Origin of the sequence: Proteus sp. G2618 (assembly GCF_009915995.1) — a bacterium.
GTDB lineage: Bacteria > Pseudomonadota > Gammaproteobacteria > Enterobacterales > Enterobacteriaceae > Proteus > Proteus terrae.
In genome coordinates, this window is sequence record NZ_JAABNI010000011.1 from 37,946 (window position 1) to 57,020 (window position 19,075).

General features: G+C 39.0%; 20 protein-coding genes, 1 tRNA gene and 1 pseudogene. 8 read left to right on the top strand and 14 right to left on the bottom strand.

Annotation, left to right across the window (positions count from 1 at the left end; translation table 11 throughout):
• Positions 1-3 precede the first annotated feature (3 nt).
• Positions 4-2,046 carry an oligopeptidase A gene (prlC, locus tag GWJ01_RS03970; RefSeq protein WP_109401668.1) on the bottom strand — a complete coding sequence of 681 codons (2,043 nt, stop codon included), beginning with the start codon at positions 2,044-2,046 and terminating at the stop codon, positions 4-6.
• 241 nt (positions 2,047-2,287) lie between these two features.
• On the opposite strand from prlC, the gene GWJ01_RS03975 reads away from it, so the two are divergent.
• Both GWJ01_RS03975 and GWJ01_RS03980 read left to right on the top strand, forming a co-directional pair.
• Positions 2,288-2,382 (top strand) — tRNA-Sec (locus GWJ01_RS03975).
• A gap of 164 nt (positions 2,383-2,546) precedes the next feature.
• Positions 2,547-3,744 (top strand): annotated as a pseudogene (locus tag GWJ01_RS03980) (tyrosine-type recombinase/integrase).
• A gap of 396 nt (positions 3,745-4,140) precedes the next feature.
• On the opposite strand, the gene GWJ01_RS03985 reads toward GWJ01_RS03980, so the two are convergent.
• The 7 genes from GWJ01_RS03985 to GWJ01_RS04010 are packed head-to-tail and all read right to left on the bottom strand — an operon-like array spanning position 4,141 to position 12,124.
• The gene (locus GWJ01_RS03985; RefSeq protein ID WP_109401667.1) at positions 4,141-5,265 is read right to left on the bottom strand and encodes a hypothetical protein; all 1,125 of its coding nucleotides are present in this window, start codon (positions 5,263-5,265) and stop codon (positions 4,141-4,143) included.
• Positions 5,262-5,525, bottom strand: coding sequence for a PAAR domain-containing protein (locus GWJ01_RS03990; protein WP_109401666.1), 264 nt, complete (start codon positions 5,523-5,525; stop codon positions 5,262-5,264). Before GWJ01_RS03990 ends, GWJ01_RS03985 begins: the two co-directional genes overlap by 4 nt.
• Positions 5,526-5,538: 13 nt before the next feature.
• On the bottom strand, positions 5,539-6,537 hold the full coding sequence (locus GWJ01_RS03995; RefSeq protein WP_161710720.1) for an SEL1-like repeat protein: 999 nt from the start codon (positions 6,535-6,537) through the stop codon (positions 5,539-5,541).
• A gap of 4 nt (positions 6,538-6,541) precedes the next feature.
• Positions 6,542-6,913 carry a DUF6396 domain-containing protein gene (locus GWJ01_RS18770; protein WP_237585694.1) on the bottom strand — a complete coding sequence of 124 codons (372 nt, stop codon included), beginning with the start codon at positions 6,911-6,913 and terminating at the stop codon, positions 6,542-6,544.
• Positions 6,862-7,503: a tetratricopeptide repeat protein gene (locus tag GWJ01_RS04000; RefSeq protein ID WP_237585695.1), complete on the bottom strand. Its 642-nt coding sequence runs from the start codon at positions 7,501-7,503 to the stop codon at positions 6,862-6,864. The genes GWJ01_RS18770 and GWJ01_RS04000 overlap by 52 nt, the downstream gene beginning before the upstream one ends.
• 3 nt (positions 7,504-7,506) lie before the next feature.
• On the bottom strand, positions 7,507-9,426 hold the full coding sequence (locus GWJ01_RS04005; RefSeq protein WP_109401664.1) for a phospholipase D-like domain-containing protein: 1,920 nt from the start codon (positions 9,424-9,426) through the stop codon (positions 7,507-7,509).
• A gap of 1 nt (position 9,427) precedes the next feature.
• Positions 9,428-12,124, bottom strand: coding sequence for a type VI secretion system Vgr family protein (locus GWJ01_RS04010; protein ID WP_161710721.1), 2,697 nt, complete (start codon positions 12,122-12,124; stop codon positions 9,428-9,430).
• A gap of 370 nt (positions 12,125-12,494) precedes the next feature.
• Here GWJ01_RS04010 and GWJ01_RS04015 point away from each other — a divergent pair, with 370 nt between their 5' ends.
• A complete protein-coding gene (locus GWJ01_RS04015; RefSeq protein WP_161710722.1) occupies positions 12,495-12,746 on the top strand; it encodes a hypothetical protein in 252 nt (83 codons plus the stop codon).
• Positions 12,747-12,941: 195 nt separating this feature from the next.
• Here the strand turns inward: GWJ01_RS04015 and GWJ01_RS04020 are convergent, their stop codons facing one another.
• The 3 genes from GWJ01_RS04020 to GWJ01_RS18915 all read right to left on the bottom strand — a co-directional run bounded on the left by GWJ01_RS04020 (position 12,942) and on the right by GWJ01_RS18915 (position 14,229).
• Positions 12,942-13,151, bottom strand: coding sequence for a helix-turn-helix transcriptional regulator (locus GWJ01_RS04020; protein WP_161710723.1), 210 nt, complete (start codon positions 13,149-13,151; stop codon positions 12,942-12,944).
• Positions 13,152-13,256: 105 nt separating this feature from the next.
• Positions 13,257-13,856, bottom strand: coding sequence for an inovirus Gp2 family protein (locus GWJ01_RS04025; protein ID WP_109401661.1), 600 nt, complete (start codon positions 13,854-13,856; stop codon positions 13,257-13,259).
• Between the two features lie 238 nt (positions 13,857-14,094).
• Positions 14,095-14,229 (bottom strand): hypothetical protein, encoded by a 135-nt coding sequence (locus GWJ01_RS18915; RefSeq protein WP_261245723.1) that lies wholly within the window; start codon positions 14,227-14,229, stop codon positions 14,095-14,097.
• A 110-nt stretch (positions 14,230-14,339) separates the two neighbouring features.
• Between GWJ01_RS18915 and GWJ01_RS04030 the strand changes: the two genes are divergently transcribed.
• A complete protein-coding gene (locus GWJ01_RS04030) occupies positions 14,340-14,660 on the top strand; it encodes a hypothetical protein (RefSeq protein ID WP_161710724.1) in 321 nt (106 codons plus the stop codon).
• Positions 14,661-14,826: 166 nt separating this feature from the next.
• On the opposite strand, the gene GWJ01_RS04035 is transcribed toward GWJ01_RS04030, so the two are convergent.
• Entirely contained in the window at positions 14,827-15,189 is a 363-nt protein-coding gene (locus GWJ01_RS04035; protein ID WP_109395225.1) for a YibL family ribosome-associated protein, read from the bottom strand.
• 105 nt (positions 15,190-15,294) lie between these two features.
• Complete coding sequence (yajD, locus tag GWJ01_RS04040) at positions 15,295-15,642, bottom strand: HNH nuclease YajD (protein WP_006534437.1); 348 nt, start codon at positions 15,640-15,642, stop codon at positions 15,295-15,297.
• Positions 15,643-15,827: 185 nt separating this feature from the next.
• Between yajD and GWJ01_RS04045 the strand changes: the two genes are divergently transcribed.
• Both GWJ01_RS04045 and GWJ01_RS04050 read left to right on the top strand, forming a co-directional pair.
• On the top strand, positions 15,828-16,361 hold the full coding sequence (locus GWJ01_RS04045; RefSeq protein ID WP_109395226.1) for a DUF2058 domain-containing protein: 534 nt from the start codon (positions 15,828-15,830) through the stop codon (positions 16,359-16,361).
• A gap of 107 nt (positions 16,362-16,468) precedes the next feature.
• Positions 16,469-16,945 carry a cold-shock protein gene (locus GWJ01_RS04050; RefSeq protein ID WP_161710725.1) on the top strand — a complete coding sequence of 159 codons (477 nt, stop codon included), beginning with the start codon at positions 16,469-16,471 and terminating at the stop codon, positions 16,943-16,945.
• Positions 16,946-16,955: 10 nt separating this feature from the next.
• On the opposite strand, the gene GWJ01_RS04055 is transcribed toward GWJ01_RS04050, so the two are convergent.
• Positions 16,956-17,663: an RluA family pseudouridine synthase gene (locus GWJ01_RS04055; RefSeq protein ID WP_161710726.1), complete on the bottom strand. Its 708-nt coding sequence runs from the start codon at positions 17,661-17,663 to the stop codon at positions 16,956-16,958.
• A 121-nt stretch (positions 17,664-17,784) separates the two neighbouring features.
• Here GWJ01_RS04055 and GWJ01_RS04060 point away from each other — a divergent pair, with 121 nt between their 5' ends.
• A complete protein-coding gene (locus tag GWJ01_RS04060; protein ID WP_098944033.1) occupies positions 17,785-18,030 on the top strand; it encodes a DUF2543 family protein in 246 nt (81 codons plus the stop codon).
• 197 nt (positions 18,031-18,227) lie between these two features.
• Positions 18,228-18,968 carry a MurR/RpiR family transcriptional regulator gene (locus GWJ01_RS04065; protein WP_098941581.1) on the top strand — a complete coding sequence of 247 codons (741 nt, stop codon included), beginning with the start codon at positions 18,228-18,230 and terminating at the stop codon, positions 18,966-18,968.
• Positions 18,969-19,075 lie beyond the last annotated feature (107 nt).

The following is a 19,075-nucleotide window of genomic DNA, read 5'->3' on the forward strand; positions in this document are numbered from 1 at the left end:
ATATCATCCTTTAATGCCGTAGCCTTTGAGCATAGCATCAAGTTTTGGCTCACGACCACGGAAGCGTTTGAACAGCTCCATTGGCTCTTCTGAACCACCACGAGTTAAAATATTATCAAGGAATGATTGACCTGTTTCGCGGTTAAAAATACCTTCTTCAGAGAAGCGAGAGAAGGCATCAGCAGCCAGGACATCCGCCCATAAATAGCTGTAATAACCTGCGGCATAGCCACCGGCAAAGATATGGCTAAAGGCATGAGGGAATCGCGCCCAAGGTGTTGAAGGAACAACAGAAACTTGCTCTTTCACACTGGTTAAGGTTTCCATCACACGAGCCCCTTTCTCGGGATCATATTCAGTATGTAAACGGAAATCAAACAGACCAAATTCTAATTGGCGTAATACAAACATTGCTGACTGATAATTTTTTGCTTTGAGCATATTATCAAGCATTGCCTGTGGTAATGGTTCGCCAGTTTCATAATGACCAGAAATAAAGGCTAACGCTTCTGGCTCCCAGCACCAGTTTTCCATAAATTGGCTTGGTAATTCAACGGCATCCCAAGGAACGCCATTAATACCTGCAACATCAGCAGTATCAATTTGCGTTAACATGTGATGTAAGCCATGACCAAACTCATGAAACAGTGTGGTGACTTCATTATGAGTAAACAGAGCTGGTTTATCACCTACAGGTTTATTGAAGTTACAGGTGAGATAAGCAACTGGGTTTTGTAGCTTGCCATCGGCATGACGCATTCTTCCCATGCAATCATCCATCCAAGCACCGCCACGTTTGTGTTCGCGTGCATATAAATCAAGATAGAAGCTACCACGTAAGGTGTTGCTTTCATCGTAAAGCTCAAAGAAACGAACATCATCATGCCAAGTGTCGATGTCGTTACGTTCTTTAGCTGTTAAACCATAGATACGATGAACAACTTCAAATAAGCCACTTAAAGCACGTTGTTCTGGGAAGTAAGGACGTAGTTGTTCATCATCGATTGAGAATAGGTGTTGTTTTTGCTTTTCGCTGTAGTAAGCCAGATCCCATGACTCTAATTTATCAACGCCATAGTGTTCTTTTGCAAATTGAGTGAGTTCAGCTAACTCTTCTTCACCTTGCGGATGAGCTCGTTGTGCTAAGTCAGTTAAAAAGCTAAGGACTTGCTCTGGAGACTCAGCCATTTTAGTAGCAAGTGACTTTTCAGCATAATTTTTAAAACCAAGCAGTTGAGCGAGTTCGTGGCGTAGTGCGAGGATCTCGGCAATAATTTCGCTATTATCCCACTGACCTGCATTTGGACCTTGATCGGAGGCACGCGTGCTATAAGCGATGCTCATCTCTTTTCTAAGTTCACGATTATCCGCATAGGTCATGACAGGAAGGTAGCTTGGCATATCAAGTGTTAATAGGTAGCCGTCTTGTTCTTTAGATTGTGCGATAGCTTTTGCCGCATCAATAGCGCTTTGAGGCATACCTGATAAATCTTCTACATCAGTAATTAGTTTAGACCAACCCATTGTGGCATCTAATACATTATTACCGTATTTAGCACCTAACTCAGACATACGCGCACTAATTTCACCAAAACGCTGTTGTTTCTCTTTTGGCAAACCGATGCCTGATAATTCAAAGTCACGTAATGCATTTTCAACCGCTTTTTTCTGTGGTTGAGTTAACGCATTAAAATCAGCACTTTCTTTAATTGATTTATAAGCTTGATATAAGCCTTCGTGCTGTCCCATCCATGTACTGAATTCAGATAGTAACGGTAAACTTTGTTCATAGGCTTCACGTAGTTCAGCACAGTTTTTAACAGAGTTTAAATGGCTAACAGGGGACCAAACACGAGAAAGCTTATCGCCAGCTTCTGCTAATGGTTGGCAAAGGTTATCCCAGTTAAATTGAGTATTATCAGCCAGTAATTTTTCAACTGTTTCACGATATGTGGTTAAAACTTCGTTTAGTGCAGGAACGACATGTTCTGGTTTGATAAGGGAAAATGCAGGTAATCCCGTTGTGCTAAGTAATGGATTTGACATAAAAAACATCCTGTATTTTGGTTTGCAGTGACGTAAAACACACCACTGAGTTTATTCGTTATAGATAGTAAGATGAGGATGAAACTGTATAAGTTCAATAGTATCGCGGTAATTATCGGAGGTTTTACTCAAAAACGGGATTATTTTATTTGAAAGGGGTTTTATTGATTTGATGCACTTGGGATTAAAAATAATTCAGCGTATAATCATCCCGTTATTTCATTTTGACCCATTCAAAAATGGAAGATCATCGTCCCCGGTGGGGCGGCTGGACTTCAAATCCAGATGGGGCCGCCAGCGGTCCTTGGCAGGTTCGACTCCTGTGATCTTCCGCCACTTAAGTTCAATACACCTCCACAAAAATCAAGTAACCCATTATAATACCTGCTATTAATACACTTTCTAGTCTCCTGATATCAACCAAGGTCAACCTACATCAATAGGTTTTTGGGGGCATATCAGAGGGCACTAAAAATTCACCCCGAAATGAGATGCCCCCAATGACATTAACAGCCCGTCAGGTTGAGACTGCAAAGTTGAAAGAGAAGTCATATAAACTCTTTGATGGTGGTGGTTTATACCTTGAAATTACCGCTAAAGGCTCATGCTACTGGAGAATGTGGCGGTAAAGAAAAAAGATTAGCTTTTGGTGTTTTTCCTACCGTGACACTTGCTGAAGCACGTGAAATAAGAAACTAAGCAAAAAAGGTACTCGCTGCTGGTGGAGATCCGGGAGAGGTCAAAAAAGAAGAGAAGGCGATTCAAAAGCTTAGTACAGGAAATACGTTTGAAGATATTGCTTGCGAATGGCATAAATCGAAAGCCGATCGCTGGTCACTGCGTTACCGTGATGAAATTATTGATATCTTTGAAAAAGATATATTTCCTTATATCGGTAAACGCCCAATAGCGGAAATTAAGCCATTAGAGCTGCTAGAAACTCTGCGAAAAATGGAGAAGCGCGGAGCCTTAGAGAAGATGCGCAAAGTCCGCCAGCGTTGTGGTGAGGTCTTTCGCTATGCAATTATTACCGGTCGAGCGGAATATAACCCAGCCCCTGATCTAGCTTCTGCTCTAACTTCACCAAAGAAACAGCACTTCCCATTCTTAACAACTGAGGAGTTACCTTACTTCTTGAAAGATCTAGCTGGTTATACTGGCAGTGTAATCACTAAAACAGCGACTAAAATTATTTTGCTAACGGTCGTTCGGACACAAAAACTCCACTTTGCTCGTTGGCAGGATATTGATTTAGAAAAAGGTATCTGGGAAATACCTGCTGAAGTAATAAAGATGAAACGCCCACATGTTGTGCCGTTATCAAAACAGGTGATTGAGCTGTTTAATTCACTTAAGCCGCTATCAGGGCGTTATGAGCTAGTGTTTATAGGCCGTAACGACCATAGAAAGCCAATCAGTAAGGAAAGTGTGAATCAGGTTATTGAGTTGTTGGGGTATAAAGGAAGGCTGACAGGACATGGTTTTCGCCATGCGATGAGCACGATTTTGCATGAGAAGGGATTTAATTCTGCTTGGATTGAGACACAACTTGCACATATCGATAAGAACGCGATCCGTGGCACGTATAATCATGCTCAGTATATGGATGGACGCAGGGAAATGATGCAGTGGTATACAGATTACATGGATGAGTTGGAGAGGTGCTTGGATAATGTGTTGAGTGTGAATTTCAAATAATACTAATTAGTCATCTTTGTGTCCAGACGTAAAGGTGGCTAATATATGAGTTATTTTTTATACGTTTTAGCGATATTTGAGTCTGCGCGTAGTGTGTATGGCAAGAATACAGGATTTATACAGCGCCTACAGATGTAGGCTGATCACATGGAAGGCTTGATACAATGCATTAAATCATTAGTGTTTTGATTTATTGTGATTCTATTTTTAATTTTATACTCAACAGTGTGCTTATTTAGAACAAGACTCCACCAGAATAGTGCTGACAACATTCTTCTAAGTGAGTTAAAAGAACATTAAGATTAACATCATTATAATCGGGCATGCAGGCTGTATAAAATAAGTACGCATCAATAATCATCCCCCTTCATCTATTTATTTATCGACGATGTACCGTTAGATAATGACTTGTTGCAATAACAGGTTATTTCCATTTTGATACGTTATCAGTACGGGCTTCAGGGCTTCACTAGCCAAAGAGAGTGTTACGCTATGTCTTGCTAAACCACCTATACCCAAAAATACGTTTGAGTCATAAAAATGCTCAGAAAGACAATTTATATTTTGTTGAATATAGTGCGGAATACATTCTCCTTGATCACTCTCACTCACATTACTGTGCCAGAGAGCGGTTAATTGAGGACCACTTAATTGAAATTCACATTGTGTCTTTAATGCATCAGCAAAAGTATCTCTCTCTGTGGCTATCGGACGTAGAAGTTTTGCTTTAATCGGGGCGTTCAGTTGTTCATAAAGCCCTTGGGGGGCAAGCAATAGGCTCGTGGCTTCTTCGCTGGCCGTCGGATCTAACTGAAACGTTAATATCGCGTATACTTTAGGTTCAAAAGCATTTTCATACAGCGCTAATAGCCATTCACTGAACGACGCGTAGGGCAAGATTTCGACAGTATCTAGCGGTAATGATAAGTATACCGCTTCTTGTTGAATAAGCGCTTGCCAATCAGTCTCTTGTTCTTCCGCTTGCCAATATAATGTTAGTGGTACAGTCAGATTGTATTGATGATAATACTCTGCAATCGGAGCCAATAATTTTTGCACCACCCTTTCTTGTTTTTCCCATAAAGAACATGATTTCAACTGTTCGAGCTTAAGGATATTGCCTTTATTGGGAGCCAATGAAGATAAAGGCTCATCTTCTTTTCTCTCTTCATCAATATGCGTTAATCGAGCATGCGTTAATAACCCAAGATGCTTACCCGCCCAGTGACGCCACTTTTGTCTTGCATCATCAAGCATGTCGGTAAAAAGTTGATGACGATAAGAGGCAAAAGAATAAATAAAGAGTCGGATTAACCCCGTTAATAGCGCGGGACAAAGCGCAAAGACAACGATTAGCATGGTGTTATTTATTGTCGGTGATAGCATTTCACTTATGGATAAATAAAGGCCGAGTGCAAATCCAATTGCTCCCATCATGATCATGATAAATAACCAACGTATAAAACGAGGAGGTTTAGGGGCGGGTGGGTGCGTTAAGGAAGGGATGTTCCAACTTATCATGATTGCTCACCTGACGCTGATAAGCTGGCAATCAGTGTACAACCACATTCGGTTTGAAAACCATTGAGTGCAACTCGACGCCCTGACATTATCATACGCGTTGAACCGGGCAAAATAGCATTTATTCCATGTCCTTGCTTAGGGCAATTTACCTTATCGCCGACAAGTGCTATTGGTTTACCGTACATGATGGAACCCGATGCGGTAATCACTTCACCGCCATGGGTTGTCTTGTCCCCTAAACGAATAATCGCGCGCATACTCAAATCCTTTTTATTGGTTTACCTGTTTTTTATACTCAAAAGTACCGTCCCATTCAGGCAGTTCAGCTGGGGGAAGAGGGACAATTTTATCGATATCGGGAAAAGTGGCGGTTTCATTAGAAGCATCAATTTCTTTTACGATAGCTTGGTAACGAGCTGAACGTTCAGGATCAGGCTTGACTGCGAGATAATAGTAGTCTTTGGGGGTTGTAGTTGGTTTAAACGCATCAACTAGCATAGACGCTGACATTTCATGTCCCATAATCGTCGCTAATTGATAGTATTTTAAAGCACTCTCAAAATTTTTTTCAACATTAATTGAATATGCAGCTAAACGCCATGTCGCTTCGTTATTTCCTTGTTGAGATGCACAATTGAGTATTTTTTTTCCAATGTCAGGGCGGTAAGCAGGATTGTTATTATCTCCAATTCGTCGTGCAATAAATATTTTGCCAATCACATATTGTGCTTCAGGATTGCCTAAATCAGCGGCTTGGCGAAAATAAGCTAAGGCACTGGTTTTATCTCGATCAACACCATAGCCCGTATCCAAATAATGCCCCATTTGGTAATAACCATAGCTAATATTGAGTGTGGCCATTTTACGGGCAATATCCCACGCTTCTTGTGCGGGGCCTTTCCCTGCAAGGGGTGCTACTTTACCATAGCTAATTAAGTTACCCAGATTGAGCATGGCTTTAGGGTGATTACGGTCAGCCGCTTTACGATAGAGTTCACCAATTTTGACATAGTCTCGTTGGTATTGGTTGACCTTTTCAAGCTCACGGGCTTGTTTAAACCAGTTATCAGCTTCAGGGTCAATCGGTGGTAAAGTGTCTTTTTCATAGACACAAGTAAAGGTTAAATCGGGTTCGGCTTTTTGATTTATTGAGGCGTCTTTTTTATCTAACGGCTTACAACTTATCAGCAATAGCGCACTGCAAATGATTAGGTATTTGGCGCTATCGCGGATAAAGGATAATGTTGTCGATAAAAAAGAAGTCGCCATTTAATTATTGCTCCTCAGCCTGTTTTTTATACTCAAAGGTGCCATCCCATTCGGGGAGTTCAGCAGGAGGAAGAGGGACAATTTTATCAATATCGGGAAAGCGTGCCTCGGGGTTATTTCTTATTTCTAATTTGATAGATTCATAACGGAGAGAACGTTCAGGATCTGGTTTTACAGGTAAATAATAGTAGGAGTTTTCTTTTACATTAGGCTTAAATGCGCCTTCAAATGTTGACGCAGCAGATCTATATCCATTTTTTGTAGATAGCTGATAGTATTTTAATGTTCCACTAGTATCTTCTTCAACATTCCATAAATAATTTGCTAGACGATATGCAGCCTCTCCATTACCTTGATTTGCAGAACAATCCAGCATTTTTTTCCAATATCAGGTCGATAAGTAGGATTATCATTATCCCCAATTCGTTGTGAGATAAAAATATCCCCAATCACATATTGCGCTTCAGGATTTCCTAAATCAGCGGCTTGGCGAAAATAAGCTAGCGCGCGGGTTCTATCTCTATCAACACCATAGCCGGTATCTAAATAGTGCCCCATTTGGTAATAACCATAGCTAATATTGAGTGTGGCCATTTTGCGGGCAATATCCCACGCTTCTTGCGCGGGACCTTTTCCTGCAAGGGGTGCTACTTTACCATAGCTAATTAAGTTACCCAGGTTTAACATGGCTTTAGGGTGATTACGGTCAGCCGCTTTACGATAGAGTTCACCAATTTGGGCATAGTCGCGTTGGTATTGATTGACCTTTTCAAGCTTACGGGCTTGTTTAAACCAATGGTCAGCTTCAGGGTCAACAGGCGGTAACGTGTCTTTTTCATAGACACAAGTAAAGGTTAAATCGGGTTCTGTCTTTTGAGTCACCGTGATATCCTTTTTTTCAATGGGCTTACAACCCGCAAGTAAAATAAAACTTAGCAATAATGCCGTCATTATTTTGTTTTTCATGATTTAATCCGAATTTTTTAGATTAATGGTTTTATCTTCAAAAGGGATAAGTGAACTTATGGGTGTTTTTTTATCTTTTTTTAATCCTTTGTTTTTATTAGCGATATCAGCCCATTCATCAAATTCCGTCTCTGAATCATCAGAAATATTTCCTATTCCTTTATGCAACCCCCATAACCTTTTTCTTAACGGTTTAACAATGGGAAAGTCGTCGGTATCTTGCAATACCACAGCAATTTCACTATCAAATGCCATACTGCGTAGATTAATATTCGCAGAGCCTTGAATTAAAAGCGTATCGTCAACTAAGGTTAATTTGCTGTGCACATATACGGGTTGCCATTTATCTGAATCAGGCGATACCAATGTACAAATCATGGTTTCTAGACCTTCAATTTTTTCAGGTTTAATATCATCAGGACTTTTTATATTCTCATCGGGAATATAGGTTCCCCAAAAACCTGATTTTATTTTATAGTTATAGTCGAAAACGTGTTCTTTCATTAAATCTCGACGACCTAATTGATCTAACATCTTAAAAGTTTGATAACCGCCGACTTCATTAGACTCACCTACACTCGGTTTTTCCGTTGAATTCGTGACCACAAAAAGATAAAACGGGGGAGGATTAAGACCTTGTAACTTGCTATCGGTGGTTGCGGCTTCGGCAAAACGCTTATTACGTTCACTGACCATATCTCGCAAATTTTGTGCAATAGATGACAAGCGAAAATATTGGTTCTCAAAATAGATATAATGACGAGCATGTTTCACACCATGGTCGTAAGCTTTTAAAATATCGTATTCGTTATATTCAGGTTGAGTACGGCAAATTTTACCACTGGTCTTTATTAGGGGTTGTTTTAAAAAAGAATAACGGTTAGCGATAGCATTAATTTGTGCATCACTAGGCGTATAATCACAACGTGAGCAGTTTTTTCTTTGGGAAAGCTGTTTTAAGTCTTCTTTATTTGCTGATCCTGCTTTTTCCCATGCCGTCACAAAGTTATCATTTAAATCATATAATAACTCGCCATACACACAATTCGAGGTATCTTGCCATGCAGTAGGGCCATCACGTCCTTGATTAGGAGCACAACGTTCAATGCTATGAGCATCTTGATCCCAATATTGAGAATGCATATTGTGTCCCATTACAAAACCAATGGCATCGAGACTCTCTTCATAATCAATTAATACCATTTTTTGATGATGGGTTGAGCCACCAGCAAGTGCTGCCCATCGAATACTTAACTCTGATTCTTCACTCGAAAACGGATGGTTTGTTTGTTTAGTGACGTCGGCTAATCGTGAGCCAGGGATACTCATAGAAAGGGCGCGTACTCGTACAGATAGGTTGGGAATTTCTTGTCGTAAGACTTTCCTTGTCCAAGCAATATCAAATTGGTACTGTTTCTCTGATTGATAACCTAGCTTTTCACCGAATACATTATAGTCATTAGTATTAAAATGCGTATATTCAGGTAGCTGAAGTGGCTGCCCCCAACCCGGAAAGCTTTTTTCTGCTAATTTTCCCACATGGTCAAACCAAACTAACACCCGAACTTGAATACCTTTATTGGCTTTTTGCACTAATAATTCACCAATATTGGGGTAACGTCCTGTCGATACTGGACCACTCTCTCTTTCAAACCACATAGAAGGCTGAAACCCCCAAGTAATAATATCGATGCTTTTTTTCGCTTTTCGTATTGCTTCAGCAACGGCTGCAAAGGTCTCTTCGCCGTTAACCAGTGGAGAATAAGCGAATAGGCTCATGGGGTACTTTGTTCGTTCAGGTATCCAACTTGGCGTTGCTATTGTCTGCATACACTGAGAAACGGGGATTTCAATCATCGGCGGTGTCGCTGATTGAGGGAGTTTAACTCCTATCGGAAATTGATCCCATGGATTGCCAGCCATATTACTTATCCCCCTTGTCGGTTGCTAAAAATTGAGCCAGATTTTCACTCCACTGATTGCCTATTCTCGATACTTCTCTATCTTGACTTGGGGCGCTAGTTCTAAAACCTTGATTGACCGGTAAATTCTCGCTCTCCTCATTCTCTTCATTTTCACTTGTTGGGATGGTGATGTCATAGCGATCGCCACTCAATAAACACAATTGATAACTTTCGGTTGAGATATCGTGATTAATTTGGATATTTCCCTCTGCATCACTTACCCCTTTATGGATAAGCGCGCCATTGGTATAAAGCTCATAAGGCTCAAATGCTCTCGCTTTCATGGGGCTTTGGGGAGAGGCACTTAATTGAAAGCGTAGCGTTTGTTTAGGTAAGGACTGAGGAAAATGGGGATGTGTGATATCCATAGATTCAGGGCCATTGACCACCCAATTAGTGGCTTTTACCGTTTGATTTCCTGGGCTACCGTACTCAATTTGTCCCCCTTTTAAGCGAATAAACGCCCCGCCACAGGTGAGTAATAGCTCATCTTTGGCGGCTACCACGGTTTTCCCTCCCGTACTGGTGACGGTTAAATCTTTTAGCGATGTTAAATGCATTTCATCACTTTGTGCTTGCAGTTCGACCTTTCCTTTTGCCGCAAAAGCTTTAATACCACTGCTTTGAGCAAATAGACTGATGGCCTTGCCCGCGGCTAAGGTGATTTTTTTGCCCACTGAAATATCCGCTTGGTGTTGTGCTGTTAGCACAATGTTTTCACCGCTATTGACATGAACCGTTTTAGGCGATGTCAATGCCATCCCCGCAGGTGCACTTAACAGCATGGCATTTTGTTGTAATTCACTGATTGATTGCGTTAATAAATGCTGTTGGGCTTTGACATTGGCTAATTCTGCTTTTGCTACCTCGGCGGCTTCACGCAGAGAATCGACTAAATGAAGTGCATCTTCTAACTGTTGTTTGGCTTCACGAATATCCAGTTGTTCAGAAGACGCTTTGGTGCGTAAATCGGTACTAATAAACAGCCCTTTACCTGCTCTGATAGCACCCCAACTGTCGGTGCGTAATTCAAAGCCGTCACCGCGCTTTTCACGCCCTTGGTTAACCAAATGCCCTAAATTGAGTTGCGTTTTTCCGCCATACTCAGTACTCAGCTTGATATGTTCTTCACCCCGTTTGTCTTCCATTCGCAATTTATTATTTGCAGGAGTACGAATCACATTACGGGTATTATTTTTATCGGTGATGGGATCAGGGTGGCGAGAATCATGCAATGCATGGGCAATATAAGGGCGGTCAGGGTCGCCTTCATGAAAGGCAATGGCGACTTCGGTGCCTTGAATTAGCGGAAAATGCATACCGTAGGTGTCGCCCGCATAAGGTTTGGCAAGCCGCACGGGCATACTTTCATACCCCATGGGTTTATCGTCACGGTCGGCATCAAATTTCACCCAATAAAAACCCGCATCATTTTGATGAGCATAAATATCGTTATCTTTCGCGCTAGTAATACGTGCGGTTAACGTTCCTGTGACGACAGGGCGTGGCTTTAATGCCGGTCGCCAACACAGGGTTTCACTGTAAGGAACAGCGTTAAATCGTACTTGCAGTGCTTTTTCTCGTCCGCCACTAAAGCGTAAACGAGTGATTAAAATCGGTGATTGAAATACGGTAGGTAATGAGGAAGTTAAACTGTTATCCGTAATGGTGAACACTTGTAATGGTGATAAGAAATCCGCATTACTCTCGCCTTTTAAGCGCGTTTGATGAGTAAGGAAACGTTCATGATCAAGACGTGCCCAAAAATTGGCGCTTTCCACCTCGGGATTGATTTTATCACCGCGGGTCAAATGACGTGCTTGATAGTGATAGACCTCGCCATAATGAATATCATCGGCATCACCCCGCGTCATATCCGTGACGGCTGAAATCAAGGTATCTTGTGCTTGGCGGTGGTTGTAATCTTTAGTTAAAACACTTTGTTCGACCACTTGGTGATGTAATGATAATCCCCACACACTTTCTTGATGATTATCATTCATGCCTGATGGGCTATTTAACGGCAGGGTTTTATCAAAGGCATACGCACTTTGGCGGTCGGCAAAACGGATCACTTCGGTTTGAGCGTCATCTTGCAGATAAAAGGAGTAGAAAATCCCCACTTCACTTAGTAAACGCTCAATAAATTGACGGTCGCTTTCGTTATATTGGTTGATTTGCGCCCGTTTGGGGTAATCTTGCTTAAGGATAAATTCAAATTCCCAATCTTTAAAATTATGCTCACGTAAGATTTGACTTACCACATCAGGCACCGATTGATTGAGGAAAAATCGATGGCTACGAATTTGATGACGCAATAAAGCAAACATTGGCTCAATCACCAATTGATAGCGCGCTTCATCAGCAGAGCCAGATAGACGACGAAATTGAGTCACAACACCATGAACTTGTTTAGTGACAGGAGGTTGGGAGACTAAATCACCCAAGCTATTCAGTGGTGGCGTAAAAGCGAGTGTGGCGCTACGGCGAAGTAACTGTTGCGGTTGTAAATCTTGAGCATCACAAGTGAAGGTAATTTGGTAATAGTAGGTATCACTGATAGCTTCATGCCCTGTGAAGTGCTCGACATCTAATAATGCCTCACAGCCTTGTACCGTGAGATGATAACGATCCTGAGATTGTATAAAAACATCCATGCTTATTTCCTTTCAGATGCAGGGTGGCAACTGAAAATAAAGCAGACCATTCCGTTATCCACCGCATTTATTTCACATATTTACTTTAAGCTAGCAAGTTGTTTCAGATAAGCGCAAGCTAAATAGTAAATAAATTTAATCTATATGCCGTAAATAAGACTTATCTGTACAAAGTGAGTGGTCGATGTGATTGGGTGAAGAAATCCATAGGAGACGTTATTCTTTGTTTGCCACAAGGCGATAATGAGCACTCGAGTAGGTTTATTTACTGTTATGTCTATAAATCCTTATGCAGTAACTTAGGATGAATTGGAGGTGGTAAAGACTTCAGAGGGCTCTTCACCTTTTGAGGGGGTGTAATGAATATATTATGTGCGACCTTTTAGCAGAGAAAGGGCGTTATAGCGTGGTAAAAACTCAGCTACCTAGAGATTGTGGATCAGGTGGAATTTGGGCTGTTAACGTTAAGAAGAAACAAGCCGTCTTTATGCCTAATATGATTCACTGTGATTTTGATATAGAAAAAAATGCGGTAATTATTTATCCGCAGCAAGGGTATGCCAATATTTATCAAGGTAGCACGAATGCAACACCTAGTATTAGTGAGGTCGAGTTACCTTAATTAAATAATGATCTTATGATTCCTGTAACCCACCCGCTATATTTAGGCTGGTGGGTTACGGATTATAGATAAATGTATTAATAATAGATACGACAGATACAGTTATTCCTCATGAATTAACATGATAAGAGTGATTGAAATGGAATAATTTAATTAATGGATAAGGAGAAAATAATAAATAAAAATAAGAAGTGATTATTTTCTTGATTTAGAAATTTGTTCTTTTAGCCAAGTTTCTACTTCGTGTTTGTACCAACGAGAACTTCGTCCTAGTTTAATGGGTTTAGGAAACTGACCGTCTTTAATGAGTTTATAAAACCATTTATCGGTGAGTTTAGTAAATCGAGTAATGAATTTCATATCGATTAATTCACCGTCTAATAAAGAAGTGGGTTGTGTACTCATGATAATGCTCCTGTCTTTTATGAGAATAAAAAAGCAGAAGTCGTCTCTTAATTAAGGGAAGAGTATGACTTCTATATCATTACCCTTCTGTGTAAAAAAAGACTATTAGAGGCTATAACCAATCGAACGATAAGCATCGTTATAGTCTTTTGTATGATGTTTAGCTAAGTATTTAACTCGTATTAAAATGGAGCTTAAGTCTTGTTTAAAAGAAGGTGAGTTTCTATCTAAATAATATTTACCTTGCTCTGTAAAATGTACTAAAGAAGCATTGGCAGGGTAATTAATATTAAGTGCGCTACACCAAGCAGATTGTATAATGGAAGATAAGCCATTATCACTTTCATTATATCGACCTAATGTGTAATAGATGTCTTTATTCAATAATAAAAGAAGATGGTAATGTTTTTGTTTATTCCTTTCACTGTATTCTCTTACCCAAACATAATGTAATGGATTATTGAGACGCCTACCCCAAGCTTTCTCTTTTCTTCTCGTGTCACTGATTAGTTTTGCTTTGAGTGATTCGATAAAGCGTGTCATTATTTTATTATTAGGTGGAATATCAATAGAGGAATAAGGGAAACGTAGATCAACACGAATAGCAATAATACGTGATAATGAATTCAACGCATCATTAATCACATTGTGAATGATTGTTAGGTAAGACGAATTGTAACTCTCGTCAGGGTAGTTAATAAACATGATATTTATCCTTGATAATGGGTTTGTTCATATCAATGGATATAATGTTTATTTTTTACTTTGTAATTTATTGTTAATGGTTTAATTGAACAGCTATTGGTGAGTTAATATGAATGCTTAATATATATTACTGCGAGAGTGCTTAGTGATGACTTACTCATCTTTATCACTGAGAGAGATATCAGTAAAGTAGTCATATAAGTAAAGTGGATATGTAACAAAGATAATCATGTAACAATCATAGGTATATTACTATACCAACAAAAAGGAGTTTACCCTCAGCTTTTGTTGAGAAAAAAATGCTTTCTATACCCTCTTTTTTTGCGTTTCCTTTCCCCGTTTTTACTCTGATATTAGCTTTAATCATCATCATCTATTTTTCCTTTTGTTTTCGAGATAAAGTGATAACTTGTACATTTTAAATATGATAACTATTGTGTTTTTATAGATAACATCTATTTTTAATATGATAAGGTTTGTGTGATGATTTTAAAGGAAATGAGAGAAGACTTTTACTTTGTGTTACCTGACAAAAAAGATACTTATATTGAAGTTAAGGCTGACAAGGCGTTGATAGAAAAAATAGAAAGATTAATGCAGGATTACTGTTTCTTTATTGAGGTAGTGGATCAAGGTAAGGTAGTTTTTGGATCAATATTAAATTATTTATATGAGTATTATTTCAATAATTATAACTATGATGTTCCCAGAAAAATTTTAAACTCTTTACATGAACAAATCTATAAAAAGGCATTACTCTATAGAAAGATAGATAGTTCGATTAGAGGGAAAATGTCAGTTTAATCGTAATACTCTACATTACAACTTCTCAATGATTGCTAGGTATTACAATACCCAGAGGGTAGTAAGAAAACTACGGATAACTGACGGTTCATAACAACGAAAAGTATATTAAGAACCTTTCAGTATTAGTCGTTCATGACAGGTTTTAGTTGAGGTTATTTTCTCACTAGAAATCAGTCTTAGAAAAACCGGTCATCCCCTCTAGCTCCATTTCGCGCCCTAATGCTGTCATTGGATGGACAATTATCAATCCTCGTACGGCTTTCTTCAGCTTGCCAATATCAGCTTGTTCTTTCTTAGTGATGAGGCGTTTGAATGGCATACCCTCTAATTTCTGTGCTTCTTTACTGAGTTTATTGTTACGTACTGCTTTCAGACGAGCGATTTCAGTTTCCAGTTCTACTTTTTCTTTCTCAAACTCTGCATATTTTTCCGCTTCGTCTGATAACGAAAGGCTTGCCATCTTGTGACGAATAAAGTCTAAACGGTCGCTGAGGAGTTTGATTTTTGCTTTTTCGTTTTCTTTCATTATTAATTAACCATGAACAAATTTATGGTTGGCAAGTATACACTATTCTGTGTAAGAGCGTGAAAAGGGAGCTGGTTGGTTGCACCAAAGCAGACAATATCTTCACTATTTTTTCTTATTAAGCATCGACTTTAAATCAGCAAAAGGATTATAGGTTGCTGCACCGACATCATCTTGTGCATCTTCACCGGCAACAACCGTTGTGCCGTATTGGTCTGCTTCTGTGTATTTAGAGTGTTCATGATCATGGCAAAATAGACACAATAACTCCCAGTTACTGCCATCCTCTGGGTTATTGGTATGGTCGTGATCAATATGATGAACGGTGAGTTCACGTAAGTTCGAGTAGACAAATTCACGCGCACAACGTCCACATACCCATGGGTAGATTTTCAGTGCTTTTTCACGGTAGCCACTTTCTAACCGTGCATAGTTTTTTGGGATCAGAGCCATTGTTAGTATTACCTGTTATAAAAGAAAGTTTGATAATAGTTTTTCCAATATACTCTGAATGTGCGGATAGGTTCAAATTTCACAACTCCAATTTCTCTCAATAAACCACTAATCTTACAATCTGATGCACTCTTGGAAATTACAGGTATAATTTCAAAAATTATTGAGCAGATTTAGGCATAAAAATGGCAAAACTTACCTTACAAGAGCAAATGTTAAAAGCAGGGCTTGTGACCAGTAAAAAAATGGCAAAAGTCCAAAGAACAGCAAAAAAATCACGCATTCAGGCACGAGAAGCAAGAGAAGCCGTAGAAGAAAATAAAAAAGCCCAACTTGAACGCGATAAACTGCTTAGTGAGCAACAAAAACAGGCCACTTTATCTAAAGAATATAAAGCACAAGTTAAGCAACTTATTGAGATGAATAGAATTACGCCAGCAAAAGGCGATATTGATTTTAACTTCACTGACAATAATGTGATTAAAAATATCGTGGTGGATAAGTTGACGCAATCTCAATTGATTAGTGGACGTCTCGCGATTGCTCGTCTGGATAATGCGGATAAAACGGAATACGCAATTATTCCAGCCAGTGTTGCGGATAAGATTACACAAAGAGATGTGGACTGTATCTTGTTAAATAACGCACTTAGCGAGACAGAACAAGATGAAGACGATCCTTATGCTGATTTTAAAATTCCAGATGATTTGATGTGGTAATAAGCAATGTAGCTTATTAGCTCAAAGGCATAGTCTGTATAAGCATTGTGCTTTATACTGCATCTGGAAATTTTTGTAGATAAACGATTAAGTAGGCGATAATGGCAATGAACGGAATAATCACGAAGTGGTTTGAAGATAAAGGTTTTGGATTTATTAAAGATGAAAACGGGGATAACCGTTATTTTCATGTGATTAAAGTTGCCAACCCTGCTTTGATAAAGACAGATGCCAATGTCACGTTTGAGCCAACCACAAATACCAAAGGTCTGTCGGCTTACGCGGTGAAAGTGATCCCAGACAGCAAATATGTTTATATTGCTGGTGAACGAATTAAACTGACATCCATTAAATCATTTCGAATTTTTAGTGAAGATGTGTCCGCAGATACGCATATCAATAAAGAAAACACCGTACTTTCTGTCGGTACTTTAATGAATAGCATCAGACCAAAATCAGCGGATGGCGCTAATAATATGCGTACGTTGAGAAAGCTTGCGATCACCACAATGCACGGAACAGAAATAGTTTTTACTGAAGATGAACTTGATATCGATGAAACAATAAAAGCGCTTAAACTGTAATTATCGATATTTAAAACGGGCTCTTGTTGTACGCTTTTATTGGTACTTGGCTAATGGGGTGAACAAAATGAAGTTCACTCGCATGAAGCATCAGCCGCAGAGTCCGTTCAGTTCCGTCCATTAAACCCCCATCGCACCCACCATATAAATCACAACCTAAAATAGGATGCCCTATAAATTGGCTGTGAATACGAAGTTGATGCGTCCTTCCTGTTTCAGGCACAAATTGTACCCGTGTTAAAGGCAACAACCTTCCATCTTCTAACGTATGATAAAAACGCTCAATAATGTGATAACGAGAGCGTGCAGGCTTGCCATTAATCGGACAAATTGACATGCGCGGGAACAGAGCCGGATCTTTTGCAATAGGTGCATCGATTATTCCTTCATTATCATTCAAATGTCCACATAGTAGTGCGTTGTATACCTTGGTTACACTGCGCTGGCTAAATTGCTGACACAAAAGGGCATTAACTGCTTTATTGCGTGCCACAACTATCAATCCAGATGTGCCAAAATCAAGCCGATGCACAAGAGTACATCCCGGAAATAGCTTCACTAATCGATAATGTACCGAGTCTATATTTTGTGGATTTTTTCCTGATAAGCTCAATAATCCTGTCGGTTTATTGATAAGGACTAAGTGCTCGTCTTGATAAAGGATCTCGATTTCATCATGGCAGGGTGGAGCAATAAAAGTATCGATAATCGTAGACATCAGCTTATCCGCAAAAAAGAAGGAAGTGGATGATAGCGAATTTTAAGTTAACAGGCGAATGTAGAGATATACTCTTAATAATTTGAATATAATGATTATAAACTAACCTTGGGGATAACCAATGAACAATGAAATCCATTTTAAATATTATGATATGGTCGAAGAGTATGCGATGGAGTCGATAGAGCCTGTTGCTGAAGCAGAAGAAGATGCGCTTGCCCTCTACTTCCAACTGCTACTCACCCGATTAATGAATAACGAAGAAATTAGTGAGAACGCGCAGCAAGAGATGGCAAAAGAAGCGGGTATTGATAAAAAGCGCATTGATGATATCGCCATGTTTCTTAATCGCTGGGGTAACGAATAACACGTATTGAGCTCATTAAAAAATGGGCTCAATATTATCCTATTTCACAAAATACCACTCTGATCCTACATAACTGTATGATTTAACGTATACTCGTTATGCACTTTATTTCACATAAACTCGCAAAAAGAACAGAACTGCTTTTTTGATGTGTGCTGTCTTCATAAGATGTTTTAGATTAATTTATTGGGTGAGATATGCTGGATTTTTTAAAAAATTATGACAATTTAACCATCAGCGAAAAGAAAGTATTAAAATATCTCACCGATAATATTGCGGATATTCCGTATTTAAATATTAATGATTTAGTTGCCAAAACATTTGTATCAAAAACGGTTATCATTAATTTATCGCAAAAATTAGGATTTAGTGGATTTAAAGAGCTTAAATTCCAAATTAATAATTATATCTTGACGAGAAATAAAGTCGAAAAAACTAATGCGGCGTCTTATAAAAAACAATTAGAAAAAAATATTCATAAAACATTCACCTTAATTAATGAAGAGCAAATTCAGGAGTGCGCGAAGACTTTACGTCATTCTAGAAATATTTTTATTGTCGCAAGAGGTACGAGCAAAGCGGTAGGGTATTACCTTGAACATCTATTGTTTGCATTAGGTCTACATTGCTTTTTTATTAATGATTACAACTTATCTGATTCGTTTACACGCCTTGTTAATGAAGACGATACGGTTATCTTTATCTCGCTTTCTGGTGGTACCAAGAAAATCATTGAGACAGCAAAAATTGTGCAGTTAAAAGATGCCAACATCATTAGCATGACAGCATTTAATACTAATGAATTAACCACTTATGCAACTCATGCTCTATTTTGTTTTGCTGATAATCATGATACTAAAAAAGATGATACCAAATCGCGTATTGGCTTTTTTATGCTGGTGGATTTACTGATTAATGAGCTGGAAAATCTACTTTAAAAAGAGATAACAGTGTCTATATGATTTATTAGATCCTCTTTCTAATGATTAAAGCGTGAAGAGTATTAATATATTCCGTTAGATTAATCATCACTTATTCTAAAATA